Source organism: Niastella vici (assembly GCF_002077945.1).
Classification (GTDB): domain Bacteria; phylum Bacteroidota; class Bacteroidia; order Chitinophagales; family Chitinophagaceae; genus Niastella; species Niastella vici.
The window spans coordinates 38,695-52,658 of record NZ_LVYD01000024.1; the positions used below are offsets into that span (position 1 = coordinate 38,695).

The window sequence follows — 13,964 nt, forward strand, 5'->3', positions numbered from 1 at the left end:
GAATGGTCAATACGTTACGACCTTCTTTTACAATCTCGGACAAACAAACGGTACGGCATCCTGCTTAACCGATTTGCGGCCGATGAGCGTAATGGATATTTCAAAATTATTGGCATTACCGGCTACCTTCCCCAGGTCGCTCATGTTTACATCATAGCTCGCACTGATCATATAATTTTTGTAGTAAACACCAACATAGGGCGATACTGCATCTTTGAACCGGTAGTTGGCACCCAGTAAAAAATCGGTGGTTTCATTCACCCGCATTTGTGCATAGGCGCCTATCATTTTTTCTTCACTTTTCCCCTGGCGCATATATAACAGGTTGGGTGTAATGCTCACATCTTCATTCACGTTGAATTTAAGACCCCCATGGGCTGTTAACCGCATGGGCATTTTTCCATGGGAAGCGGTGTCACCGCTAAGGAACGGGTCCTGTGGTTGTGTTAAATGATAAGCCGAGATACCGCCAAAGAAATTGGCTTTTTTACCGGGGGTACCGTCATAGTACACAGCCCCCACTCCGGCATCGAAGGCAATAGCCGAGGTTTTGGCTAATGGTTCCGAGAAAGTCTCGTTGGTATATCCGGTATTCGGGTTCCACATGGAGCCGGTCGTGAACTTACCGGGATCGAAGCGGCGGTTGATGACCCCGAACGCCATCCCCATTGAAATTTGATGATAGCCAAAGCGAACGCCGTTGTAGGCCATGGTAGCGTAACCGGTTAAATAGCCGTATCCAATGGAGCCGGCCCGCAGGTTCATGATATTCAATCCAAGGCTTACATTTTTATTCGTGACAATATCTGCTGAAACACCGGGTGTTGAAAAGGGATTACTGATACCCCCCCACTGGCTGCGGTACATGGCCGTAACCCGGTAATTACCGTCAATGGCGCCCGTTAAAGCCGGGTTCAGCCATAGCGGGTATGCATAGTATTGTGAAAAATGAGGGTCTGTTTGAGAATGACCTGTTATCGCTGTGACCAATGTCATCAGTAACAAGCCGGTTTTTATAAGATATCGCATTACAAACAGTTTTATTGGATTTTTTTACCGGATCAGATTGAATGTTCCTCTATAAGTTACTTTGTTGCCATCGGGCATTGTACCTACTACCACGTATACATACACGCCAATTGGTTGTGGTTTTCCTTTATAGGTTCCATCCCATTTACCCTGCAGATCGCTGGTTTCAAATATTTTTTCACCCCACTGGTTAAACACCATCCAGTGCACCGATTTCAACACATTGGAATATACCATAAACTCATCGTCCTTCTTATTGCCATTTGGCGTGAATGTGTTGGGGATGAATACGCCATCGGCGAGCGCGCGGGCAGTATCCCTTTGAGAGATATAATCAGGGCAATCGACCCTTGTGCCCAGGGCCTTCACCTGCAACCCTATGCTATCGGTTGGTTTTAAACCGGTATAGGTTTGGGAAAGGCCAAAGGCGCCTGAAGAAGGAATTGTCCAGTTAACACCATCGCGCGATACGCGGTAACCAGTGGTATTTGGAACGGCCGTCCAGGCAAACCGGATAGTATTTACACCAACCGAATCAACCCTGAGCACCGGCGTGGTGAGTGGTTGACATATAGAGAATTCATAAGCGCCGATATCGGGGGTGGTAGTACTTCTGGTAACATTCAGGATGTCGTTGGTAACACCAACGTAGGTACCCTTGTTTTCAAACGGGATCTTGGTAGGGGTAAGATCGCCAACGGCAGGATCGTAGAACACCGGATCCATGGAAATAGAGCTGGCATCTTTACCGGTAGCCTGCCAGCTGCTCAAAGTAGGATAATTTATTCCCGTTGTAACCGAACCTATATGGCCTATGGCATTGGTAGTGCCATTGGCCGCAAGCATGTAATAATTATTATTATTTGCAATCAAACTGGCATTGGCCACACTCAGGTAAATACACCATTTGCCGGCGGCGCCACCCCGCTTTATAACAACATTATTGTCTTTTACTACAATGCCGGTATATGGAGCCCCGAAGAAAGAGATACCCCGGGTATAACCAGCGGCTACAGTAATTGCAGACGTGTCGTCGAGCGCGATCGTATTGTGGTATTCATTCAAATTTAAACTGCTAAAATTATATATCCCATGCTGTACACCATTACCCCTGAAGTTATAGATCACATTATTGCTCACATTGACCGGTTGGGCAACCGTCGTCGTTTGAACCGCGTCAATATAAATGCCGTCCAGCTCAATAACAGAGGTCTTCATTTTTTCCAGTAAATTATGGATCCTGTTTCTTGTAATGTTCAAATTGTAGTTTGCCCTGTTTGCATATATGCCTATGAATGAGTTATTAAGGAAAACCGTACGGGTGGGATGGCTGATATCGTTGCTATCTACCAAAACATTGGTATTACCGGTTATATAGATCCCGAATCTGATGCCATCGTGTAATTTATTACCCCTGAAAATATTCCCCACAGCATTCGCATCGCCTTGATCGGAAACGGAAGTACAGGTAATTCCATAAAAACCGCCATTCACTGTATTATTTAAAACCAGGTTGCTATCGCAATAGCTATTATCAGTACGGTATTCGATAGGGTCCTGATCAGACGGGCTGATCACTATACCTGCATAGTAGTCAATGATAGAGTTTTGGGGCAGGTTCACCGTGCAACGTTTGATGGTATTGTGGTCAGCATTGTTTTTCAGGTGAAAACCAAAACCAAAACCCGGGTCGTTTTCAACGTTTACAGTAAGGCTGTCGAAGGTAATATAGTCAGCATCCTCCAGTTTTATAACACCCCTCTGGTCTGGATCAGTGGGAGTAAATTTAAGCGTTTCCCCATTTCCGTTAAAGGTGACCGTTTTTGTTGGGGAAGTACCCAGATCTGGTATGATCATTTGTTCAGTATAAGGACCGCTGCCGCTTGTTACATTAAATACAACCGACCCTGAGAAACCGCATTTGAGTTGATGCAAAACATCCCTGAATGAAGCAAAATTAATACCTGCAGTTGGCTGGGCTGAGTTAATGGTATAAGTACCGGGTGAAAGCGTATAGCTTACCAGTACGCGTACAGGATTTGAATAGGCAGTAGTAGCACCACAGGTTGATGCAACCCGGTAATACAGGGTGCTACTGGCTGTGCCCGTGTAATATGGATAAACAAGCGCACTGGTAACATCGGTATAGGTACCGGAGGGTGTAGTAGACGTTTGCCATTTATAGGTTTGCCCGGCCCCGCCCGAATTTCCTTTTAAGCCAAGAAACACCGTTGCCGCTCCACAAAACATAGAATCGGGAAGTACGTATGCTGAACCACCTGTGACCGGTGTTGTACAGGGCGCCGACAGAAATTCATAACACCCCGGATCGGGAAAGGTGGCACTGCGTGAAGCACCTGAGATATCATTATTCACCCCCACATACACACCCATGTTATCGATGGTTTGTTGTGTTGGCCTGAGATCAAAAGTGGCCAAATTGGTAAATGCCGGATTATCTTCTCTGGAAGTATAATCATAGCCCATCTGTAGTTGCCAATCGGTCAATGTAACATAATCAACAAGATTAGAATGTCCCCAGGCACATATAAACGCGTTCCCCTGCGGAATATAAAAATCATTCCGGTTCGAGGTTGTATTTAATGGGGTGTTCTCAAAGTAAATTCCATAGTTCCAGTTTGTTGCCACCCGGGTAATGCTAACAATATTATTGGCAACATTCACATCAGTCACTGTGTAAAAATAAAACCCAAATGTTTGGCTGCCCGATACAACCTGATCATCGAACGAAACCGTGTTATGATATACATTAAGGTAAGAACCGGAATAGGTAGTAATTGGATTGGCCGATGCAATGCCATATATCGTCTGGGGCGATTGAAAATCATAAACAGCATTATTGGCTATGAGGCAAGGCTTACCGGCAACGCTTTCTGAAGAAACAAGAATACCATACTGATAGCCGGAAACACAATGAAAAGCATGAATGCGGTTGCGGGTAATATTAATACTTTGGTTGTATTTAACAAGGTATATACCGGTTAAATCATAAATGGCATCGGGCCCGCCAGTTATGTCGTTGGCATCAACCACTGTACCGGTATTATAATACATTTGAATGCCATAGTGAATGGTATTCGTTATTGTATTACTGATTATACTATTCCCCGACATGAAAACACCTGAACCGCTCACCGGTACCGATGACAGGGTTATACCTATGGTTCCCCCCGAAATAGTATTGCCCTGTATGAGGTTATTATCACATTTACTATCGCCCGCGGCAGTGGCGCCGGCGTCATTTCCATTGATCACGATACCCTGGTGATTATCGGGTGCATTCCAGTCAATTTTATTGGTAATGCGGCAATTTTTGATGGTGTTATTATCGGCATCATTTAATAAATGAAAGCCATAACCATACTCACCAACATTGCCTGCCAGCGGTAAAACGGTGAGGTTATCGAAGGTTACATAATTGGTGCCATTCAGCTTTATGCCAGCCCTGCTGGAAGAAGTGGTAGAAAGGAAAGTAAGCGTTACACCATTACAATTAAAGGTAATGGTATTGGTAGCCGATGTACCGGAAATAGCATTAAACACTACCTGTTCATTATACGGGCCACTGCCAGACTGTACATTGAATACAACCGGGCCGTTAACGCCACCGGCCAAAAAAGCAGCAGCTGCCGTAAATGTATTGAAATTGGATCCGCTGGTGGGTAATGCAGAGTTAATGGTAAACGTACCGGACACCTGTGCATGGCTTTCAACCATGAAAGATAAACCTAAGCTAAGGGTAAACAGGATTTTATACAATACGTGCCCGCGTAAAATTTTTCGCATAGCCGATAATTGGATTTTGAATTTCTGTAGGATATCGGATTTCTATTATATTATCAAAGTATTACAACCTTAATAACCAATTATCAGTACTATGTTGATCATTGGTTAATGGTTCCCATGTAACAGTATAACCCATGTATGAATATACTATTCAAACAGGGGTGTACGGGTTGGGCTGTAATGGTGTCAACGGTTAAATACCAGCTGCATTTTATCTACCGAACGTAGTATTACGATTCACCATTTCGTACATCTTCGACCTTCTATTCAAATCACCGATAGCGGCATCGAAAAAAGGCATCTGGTATCTTTACGTCTCAAACCAATTAAGAACGCTTTTTAACGCCCGCAATTGTGTGCACCCCTACCTGTTATTGGAAAAATAATTCACATTTTACAAGTCGAACTGTGTGAAAGTAAATCCCTTATGAAGTTTAAAAGGAATGAAAAATTTGTAAAAGCATCCATTCTAATTAGGTTCTAATCATTTAGCGGCAAACACCTGGGTCCAGTAATTGCCATCCCGGCCTATGCCCATTCCATTACATTGACGCTCATAATATTTTTACAATGGCCTTCGCTTTATAACCAGCCGTTCATGACCGCCTGTTCAGTGGTATGCCCTTAGGCAATATTTATTACAGGTACCCGGCCATTTCCTGTTGATATTCTTTTGCAATTAGCATTGCTTTAACTGCGAAATCTTCCTCACCTGACGCATAAATAACAGCGCGGCTGGCATTCACCAACAGCCCTACTTCTTTATTCATCGCCTTCTCAGAGATCTCTTTCAAACTGCCGCCCTGGGCCCCTACTCCGGGAACCAGATAAAAATTATTGGGTGTTATGCTGCGGATGTTGGCAAATTCTGAAGCCTGGGTGGCGCCTACCACAAACATTAGCTGATCGGCGGTGCCCCATTGAGCGGCGGTGCGCAATACTTTTTCATACAACAATTCATCGCCGGCTTTCTGCAATTCAAAATCACGGGCACCCGTATTGGAAGTTAAACCTAATACGATCGTCCATTTGTCTTTGTATTCCAGAAAAGGCAATACACTGTCGGCCCCCATATACGGCGCCACAGTGATGGCATCAAATTGTAGTGTTTCAAAAAATGCTTTGGCGTATTGGGAAGAAGTATTACCGATGTCGCCACGCTTGGCATCTGCGATCCTGAAATGAGTAGCCGGGATATACGCTGCCGTTTTCTCCATGGCTTCCCACCCTGGTATTCCCAGTGCCTCATAAAAAGCCGTATTGATCTTGTAGCCTACGCAATAATCTTTGGTAGCATCAATGATCTGTTTATTGAATTCAAATATTGGATCGGTTTTGGTCAACAGATGTTTGGGGATCTTCGTGATATCTGTATCCAGTCCTACTATGAGGTATGTTTGTTTGTTGCGGATCTGTTCAACCAGTTGCTGCCTTGTCATGCGTGTTGTAGTTGTAAAATTTGTCGCAAGATATTAGTGAATTGCCATACTTCCTCAAAAGTATTGTATAAAGGTACAGGCGCCAGCCTTATCACATTGGGTTCGCGCCAGTCGACTATTATGCCGGCCCGGGCCAGTTCATCAAACACCTGTTTACCCTGTTGTAACATCAACATAGATACCTGGCATCCTCTTTCCGATTCCTGGCGGGGGGTAATAAATTCAATGACCGGCTCCCTTTGCTGACCATTTAATTCATCGAGCAGGAACCATAACCAGCTGTTTAACAATTGCCGCTTCTTCTGCAACCGGTCGGCCCCCGCTTCCATAAAAATATCCAGCGCTGCTTTATGCGCGGCATATAATAAAGGAGATGGTGTACTGAGCTGCCAGCCTTCTGCCGACCGGGCAGGGTTAAACCCTTTTTGCATCAGGAAACGGCTAGCTTTATCGTATCCCCACCAACCGGCAAAACGGGGCAATGCCGTATCGTTGTGGTAACGTTCATGTATATAGGCGCCACCAATACCACCGGGGCCCGAATTCATGTATTTATAGCTGCACCAGGCGGCAAAATCCACGTTCCAGTTGTGTAATTGTAAGGGAATATTACCAGCCGCATGGGCCAGGTCGAACCCAACTTTGGCGCCCACTGCCTGTGCTGCTTTTGTAATGGCCGCCATATTAAACAGCTGGCCGGTATAATAATTCAAGCCACCCCACAACACCAGGGCCAGTTCATCTTTATGCTGTTGTATTGCCTGCAGAATATCCTCATGGCGAATGGTATGCTCGCCCGGGCGGGGCCCTACTTCAATGAGTACATCTGCCGGGTTGAAGCCACAATATTTTACATGGGTTTCAAGCATGTATTGATCGCTGGGAAATGCTTTGGCCTCACAAATGATCCTATTCCGTTTATTATCGGGCCTGTAAAATGATACCAGCAACAGATGCAGGTTTACAGTAAGCTGGTTCATGACCACCACTTCATGGGGCCGGGCGCCAACTATTTTTGAGAGGGGTTCAATAAGGCGGTCGTGGTACTGCAGCCATGGCTGTTCGCCCATAAAGAAGCCTTCTACCCCATAATTGGCCCATTTGTTCAAAACCTGTTGTAGACAGGCCTGGGTGCGCACCGGTTGCAAACCAAGGGAGTTGCCCAGGAAATAGATCTGTGGCCGCCCATCAATAACAGGCATTATAAATTCATTCCTGAACGAACGCAGTTCGTCCTGCTCGTCGAGCCCACAGGCAAATGAGCGAGAGTTTTCAAATATCATGTAGTGTTTTGTTATCGTGAATGGTGAATGCCCGTCCGACCGGTCATCCGGGCGGGGTCAATGGTCAATATCTACCCATTCTCATTACGCATTCTGCATTTCTCATTTCTACAGCGCCCCGGTCTTTCCCCCATCAATTGCTATACTTACGCCGTTCACATACGATGCCGCCGGTGAGGCCAGGAATGCCGCTACCGAAGCCAGTTCTGCTGCTTCGCCAAAACGTTTCATGGGTATCTCCTGTTTCATTTCCTGTTCTATAACATCGGTAGTAACGCCTCTTTTCTGTGCATTGTTCTTTATCAGGCTTTCCAACCGCTGCGTTTTGGTAAGACCCGGAAGAATATTGTTCACCGTTATATTGAACTGCCCTACTTCATTGGCCAGGATCTTTGACCACATGGCTACTGCGCCGCGAACGGTTCCCGATACCGCCAAATTGGTAATGGGAATGCGGATAGAAGTTGAGATCACATTAATGATGCGTCCATAGCCGGCCTGCTTCATACCCGGAATAACCGCCTGCGCCAACAACTGGTTTACGATGAGGTGCTGATTGAATGCATTCAGAAAAGCTTCCTCTGTGGCATCGAGTACCGAACCGGGTGGCGGGCCACCGGTGTTGTTGATGAGAATATGCACCGGATGCTGTTGTACCTGTTGCGCAATTACCTGCTTCACCTGATCGGGTTTACTAAAATCGGCTATCAGATAGTTGTGCTGTTGACGCAAAGAAATATCAAGCGTTTTCACTGCCTCCTGCAATGCTTTCTCATTGCGCGCCAGCAGGGTGCAGTTAGCGCCCAGCATCGCCAGCTCTTCGGCAATGGCCAAACCAATACCTTGTGTACTTCCGCAAATGACTGCATTTCTGCCTTCCAATGATAAATTCATAGCACCTCTATTGTTCTATGTTCAAAATTCTATTTCAACAGGTCTGGATAATCAGTAATGATCCCATCTACACCCGCTGCTTTCATTTGTTCAATGGCGGCCTTGTCATTCACCGTCCAGGGAATTACCCTGATCTTGCGCTCATGGCATTTATCAACCAGCTCTTTTGTTACCAGGCTATAGGCCGGACTATAAATGGTTGGAAAGAATCCCAATACTTTCAACTGATCTTCCAGCGGCCGTTTATCATCCTCTTCAATCAACGCAGCTGTTTTTACCGTGGGATATTTCTTATGCAATACCTGTAACGTACGAAAATCAAATGATTGAATAATGACCCGGTCACCAATCCTGGCCGACTGCACCACCTTCATCAGCGTATTCACATACTCGTCGGGCGCAGGGTGGTACTGGTTATCGGTTGCGGGGTTCGATTTTGTTTCTATGTTATAAAAAACAGCTTGCCCGCCTTTTAATTTATGATACGCTTCCACATTCTCGATCACTTCTTTCAGCAAGGGTTTAGTAGCCTTTAACCGCCGCTGGTTGGGAAAACGCGGATGCGGTTTCAACCCCACATCATAGGTTTGCGTTTGCGCATAGGTCATGTGGTAAATGTTCAGGTTGCGCTCCTCCTGTTCGGTTACGTACTTCCCATCGGGACCTGTCGTGATCTCATGGTTGAAAAATGGTTCGTGTGAAAGGATCACCTGTTTGTCTTTGGTGATCACCGCATCCATTTCAAGGGTGGTAACGCCCAGTTCCAGCGCTTTCATCATGGCCGGGATGGTATTTTCGGGCATTAATCCCCGGCAGCCGCGATGCCCTTCAATATCAAAAACTGGTAACAATGGATCTGAAACTTTTTTTGATGCGTGGCACGCAAATACTAATGCAACCAGTAACAGTAACTCTGCTACTTCCCTAAATTTACTCATATTAGATATTTACAGTAATGGTTAGGGATATTGGAGGCAGCAATATTCTTAATGTTGACCCCTTGCTGGTGTTTGAACCCTGGTTGTTTAACGAACAGTTAGTCGATCACTTCCGCAACTTTTGCGGCGCTTACATTAGCATTGCGCATGGCAATACTGCGGGTGGCATTGGCGGCAAATTCTTCGAAAGCCTGGCGGGTGATCGTATCATCGCTCATCATGATCGGTATGCCCATGTCACCGCCTTCCCGAATGCTTTGTACCAGTGGTATTTGGCCCAGGAATGGAATATCGTATTCTTCGGCCAGGCGCTTTCCACCTTCTTTGCCAAAGATATAATACTTATTATCAGGTAGTTCGGCAGGAACAAAATAACTCATATTTTCAACCAGCCCTATTATCGGCACTTTTATCTGTGCCTGGCTAAACATGCCGATCGCTTTTTTAGCATCGGCCAGGGCTACGTCCTGTGGTGTGGTAACAATGACGGCGCCGGTAACCGGTACTGTTTGCACCAGCGTAAGGTGAATATCGCCGGTTCCGGGTGGCATATCAATGACCAGGTAATCCAGCTCATCCCACAGTACATCGGTCACAAACTGGCGAATGGCGCTGCTGGCCATAGGGCCACGCCAGATCACCGCATTCTTTTCGTCGACCAGTAATCCGATGCTCATGAGTTTTATGCCGAACCGTTCCAGCGGAACAATCATTCCTTTCTGCCCTTCGCCCATACTTTTCATCATGGGCCGCTCGCCACGCACACCGAACATAATGGGCACACTGGGGCCATAAATATCAGCATCCATCAACCCCACTTTTGCACCGTTCTGGGCCAAAGCCAATGCCAGATTGGCGGATACAGTGCTTTTTCCCACGCCACCCTTTCCACTTATTACAGCTATTATATTCTTTACTTTCGGTAAAACAGCCCCTGGGTCCTGACGGTTGGTGCTGGTATTTGCGGTGAAATTCACTTTTACAATCGCTTCTTTATTAACCAGTAATTTCACTGCATTTTCACATGCCCTGCCTATCATATCTTTCATGGGGCAGGCGGGTGTGGTAAGCACAACAGTGAAAGACACCATATTACCGCTGATCACTATATCTTTAACCATATTCAGCGTAACTATATCCTTTCCCAAATCAGGTTCCTGAACGTTCCTCAATGCGTCTAATACTTTCTCAGGGGTCATTCATCTAAGAGTTTTGTTAAAAAGAATTATTTGCCCACAAAATTAACCATTGAGGGGGGTATTTTGTTGAAGTATTTTAGGCATTATGTATATATTTGACGGGCATGAAAAGACGTTTACAATTTCTGATTCTGCTGGCGATTGCCATCCCCTTTGCTACTAATGCGCAATTTGAGAAACTGAAGGATTCCGTAGTTCAGTTGTATGGTGTTGTGATGACTGCCGACAGCCTGAAAGCCATTCCCTCCGTTACAGTCATGATCAAGGGTCAGAACCGCGGTACCATCACCAATGAACAAGGTGTATTCAGCATTGTAGTAATGAAAGGTGATATCGTTGAGTTTACGTCTATCGGTTATAAACCCAAACTGGCTACCATTCCCCGCGACCTGGAAGGAAACCAGTTCAGCCTGTTGCAATTGTTGGTTACCGACACGGTATACCTGCCCGCCACCATCATCAGGCCACGCCCTACCAAAGAACAGTTCGAACGCGATTTTGTGAACGTATCAATCCCCGACGATAATATAGAAATTGCCCGTAAAAATACCGATGAATCGAAACGCCGCGTACTGGCCCGCACCCTGCCCCGCGATGGTACCGAAAACAGTAATATGTTTTTGCGTAATAATTCCCAACGGTATTATTATAACGGACAGGCCCCGCCACAAAACATCTTCAACCCCGCTGCCTGGGCAGAATTTATCCAGGCCTGGAAACGGGGCGATTTCAAAAATCAGAATTAGTTAATTTGATGATGTGATAATTCGATAATGGAATACAGTAGCCAATTTCCGTGCAATTTGTTGCAGGCTACAGGGTACCAGTTATTTCATTTTATACTTTTTGCGAACACACGTTAGTTTTCCCTTATTTTTGCGCTCCCCTTTTACAAGGCCAATATTGCGGCATATCCGCCAATATTCCGGATCATCTGTATTAGGCGGATATCATTATCACATTTGCTAATTATCGAATTATCACATTATGCATAAGGTTTCCGTTATAGGCGCAGGCACTATGGGCAATGGCATTGCGCATGTTTTTATCCAGAATGGTTTTACCGTTAACCTGATTGACGTAAATGCCGCCCAGCTCGAAAAAGCCATTCAAACCATAGAAAAGAACATTGACCGCCAGATCGCAAAAGGCGCCGTTACCGAAGAGCAGCGGAAAAATGCCCTGGCCAACCTCACTACATTTACCGATATGGCCCTGGGTGTACAGGGCGCTGACCTGGTAGTAGAAGCAGCAACAGAGAATATCGATCTTAAACTGAATATATTCAAACAGCTCGACAGCCTGGCACCCGCCAACGCTGTGCTGGCCACCAACACTTCTTCCATTTCCATTACGCGTATTGCGGCTGTCACCAAACGCGCCAGCCAGGTGATCGGCATGCACTTCATGAACCCGGTACCGGTAATGAAACTGGTAGAGATCATTAATGGGTACGCTACTGCCCAAACGATTACCGATGCTATTGTGGCATTAAGCAAACAACTGGGCAAAGTGCCCTGTGTAGTGAACGATTACCCGGGGTTTATTGCCAATCGCATTTTGATGCCCATGATCAATGAAGCGATATACAGCCTCTACGAAGGTATAGCCGGTGTGAACGAGATCGATACCATTATGAAATTGGGCATGGCCCACCCCATGGGACCGCTGCAATTAGCTGATTTTATCGGGCTCGATACCTGCCATGCCATCCTGAACGTATTATATGAAGGTTTCGGCAACCCGAAGTATGCGCCCTGTCCGCTACTCACCAATATGGTTACGGCAGGATACCTGGGAGTTAAAACAGGAGAAGGATTTTATAAATATACTGCAGGTAGTAAGGAGCTGGTAGTTAGTGACAGGTTCAGTTCCTAATTGCAGACCACCCAAATTCTTTCTGCCATTTTTCAGGCAACGGCAAATTGGGTATGGTATAGGCGGGAACACGTTCGCCATCACAATAAATAAAATGTTCGAGGGTCCATTTGGCTGAATCCGGTTCATTCCATTGATTCGAGGTGTATTCTTCCTGGATCTCCAACTGACCATTCAGCCAGATGTACTTTGCATAAAACCCGGTGCAATGCGCGCCGAGGTAAATAGTTCTTTCTTCTGTTGATAACCCAAAATCAACAAACGATCTTATCTGGGGTATATGATCAAGGTTGTCAGATTCGCTGTTAAAAAGATAGATATCACGGCAACCGGGGCCTGAACAATTACAGGTGCCGCCTGAATAGTTCCAGATAATGGACACATCTTTATACCCATCAAAATTTACATCGCAGAACTGAACGGCGCTGTCTTTTATAATACCATAGCCGTTCATTACCTGCTGCAGCTTCCAGCTATCGTCTTTCAAAAAAAAGAAGAACAGGTTCTTATCTTCAAAACACACTATTGCGTGTTGTTTTTGCTGGGAGCAGATATTTCCTTTGTAGAATTGAATGCGGGTGGTATCGCCGTCAAAAACGGCCAGGGTGTAAAACCGGTCTTCGCCTTTATGGCCTTCCAGTTTTCTGATGCAGTAATCCCTGAAAAAAGCCATTTGCTCGGCACTGTCCATCGCCTTACTTAATAATCTATCATAAGGAACGGAGTGCACCGATAAGGTATCTTTCGACCTGTTTTTGCCCCAGGGACTGTTTCCTGATTTACAGGCAGCGAATACAATGAGGGACAGGATTATAGGAAAAAGCCGTTTCATACGCTATCAGACCTCTATGAGAGAAAGATACTACAAATTATGCTTCGTTATCTCCACATTCCTGATCTCTTTAAATTTATATATCGCTTCATCGAGCCTTCCTTTGGGAATACCGATCACAAGCCGGCAAAACAGGTTCATATCTTTTTCGAGCACCGTGCAATTCAGTTGCTTTACGTGCATCATCACCTCGTTCATTTGCGTATAATCGAACTGAAGATCATAGGCTGTTTCAATGGGTTTTTGAACAATGGGGGTTACCTGCAGTGCCAGGGATGCAGCCGTTTTATAAGCATTGATCAGTCCGGGTACCCCCAACAGGGTCCCTCCAAAATAGCGTACTACAACGACCAATACATTAGTTAATTTTTTACTATCGATTTGACCCAGTATGGGTTTGCCGGCCGAACCCGATGGTTCGCCATCATCACTTACGCGGAACGTATTATTATCGAGCCCTATACGATAGGCAAAACAATGATGCGTGGCCTTGGGATGCTCCTTTTTTATCGCTTCCAGGTTCTTTTTAAAATCGTCGACCGATTGAATGGGATAGGTATAGGCAATAAATTTACTGCCACGGTCTTTAAATTCTGCGGTAGTGGTTCGCTCTATGGTATAGAAGAATTCGGGGTCACTCATAATTCAATGTTATTGATTAATGG

Annotated in this window: 11 protein-coding genes; 2 read left to right on the forward strand and 9 right to left on the reverse strand. The window is 45.5% G+C overall.

The annotated features are described in order from the left end of the window. Window positions 1-27: 27 nt before the first annotated feature. The 7 genes from A3860_RS07645 to A3860_RS07675 form a co-directional block, all read right to left on the reverse strand. Window positions 28-1,029: a PorP/SprF family type IX secretion system membrane protein gene (locus A3860_RS07645; protein ID WP_081145966.1), complete on the reverse strand. Its 1,002-nt coding sequence runs from the start codon at window positions 1,027-1,029 to the stop codon at window positions 28-30. 24 nt (window positions 1,030-1,053) lie between these two features. After that, entirely contained in the window at window positions 1,054-4,836 is a 3,783-nt protein-coding gene (locus A3860_RS07650) for a right-handed parallel beta-helix repeat-containing protein (RefSeq protein ID WP_081145967.1), read from the reverse strand. A gap of 638 nt (window positions 4,837-5,474) precedes the next feature. After that, complete coding sequence (pyrF, locus tag A3860_RS07655) at window positions 5,475-6,275, reverse strand: orotidine-5'-phosphate decarboxylase (protein ID WP_081145968.1); 801 nt, start codon at window positions 6,273-6,275, stop codon at window positions 5,475-5,477. After that, window positions 6,272-7,558 carry a kynureninase gene (gene kynU, locus A3860_RS07660; RefSeq protein WP_081145969.1) on the reverse strand — a complete coding sequence of 429 codons (1,287 nt, stop codon included), beginning with the start codon at window positions 7,556-7,558 and terminating at the stop codon, window positions 6,272-6,274. Before kynU ends, pyrF begins: the two co-directional genes overlap by 4 nt. Before the next feature lie 108 nt (window positions 7,559-7,666). Further along, on the reverse strand, window positions 7,667-8,452 hold the full coding sequence (locus tag A3860_RS07665; protein ID WP_081145970.1) for an SDR family oxidoreductase: 786 nt from the start codon (window positions 8,450-8,452) through the stop codon (window positions 7,667-7,669). Between the two features lie 29 nt (window positions 8,453-8,481). After that, window positions 8,482-9,390 (reverse strand): glycerophosphodiester phosphodiesterase, encoded by a 909-nt coding sequence (locus A3860_RS07670; RefSeq protein WP_081145971.1) that lies wholly within the window; start codon window positions 9,388-9,390, stop codon window positions 8,482-8,484. Between the two features lie 98 nt (window positions 9,391-9,488). Beyond that, the gene (locus tag A3860_RS07675; protein WP_081145972.1) at window positions 9,489-10,589 is read right to left on the reverse strand and encodes an Mrp/NBP35 family ATP-binding protein; all 1,101 of its coding nucleotides are present in this window, start codon (window positions 10,587-10,589) and stop codon (window positions 9,489-9,491) included. Between the two features lie 104 nt (window positions 10,590-10,693). Between A3860_RS07675 and A3860_RS07680 the strand changes: the two genes are divergently transcribed. Together A3860_RS07680 and A3860_RS07685 are read left to right on the forward strand one after the other, a co-directional pair. Then, complete coding sequence (locus tag A3860_RS07680) at window positions 10,694-11,335, forward strand: carboxypeptidase-like regulatory domain-containing protein (RefSeq protein WP_173820187.1); 642 nt, start codon at window positions 10,694-10,696, stop codon at window positions 11,333-11,335. A 241-nt stretch (window positions 11,336-11,576) separates the two neighbouring features. Then, complete coding sequence (locus A3860_RS07685) at window positions 11,577-12,467, forward strand: 3-hydroxyacyl-CoA dehydrogenase family protein (RefSeq protein ID WP_081145973.1); 891 nt, start codon at window positions 11,577-11,579, stop codon at window positions 12,465-12,467. Here the strand turns inward: A3860_RS07685 and A3860_RS07690 are convergent. Next, complete coding sequence (locus A3860_RS07690) at window positions 12,457-13,299, reverse strand: XAC2610-related protein (RefSeq protein ID WP_081145974.1); 843 nt, start codon at window positions 13,297-13,299, stop codon at window positions 12,457-12,459. The two genes, A3860_RS07685 and A3860_RS07690, sit on opposite strands and share 11 nt — an antisense overlap. A 30-nt stretch (window positions 13,300-13,329) precedes the next feature. Further along, the gene (locus tag A3860_RS07695) at window positions 13,330-13,941 is read right to left on the reverse strand and encodes a YigZ family protein (RefSeq protein ID WP_081145975.1); all 612 of its coding nucleotides are present in this window, start codon (window positions 13,939-13,941) and stop codon (window positions 13,330-13,332) included. Window positions 13,942-13,964 lie beyond the last annotated feature (23 nt).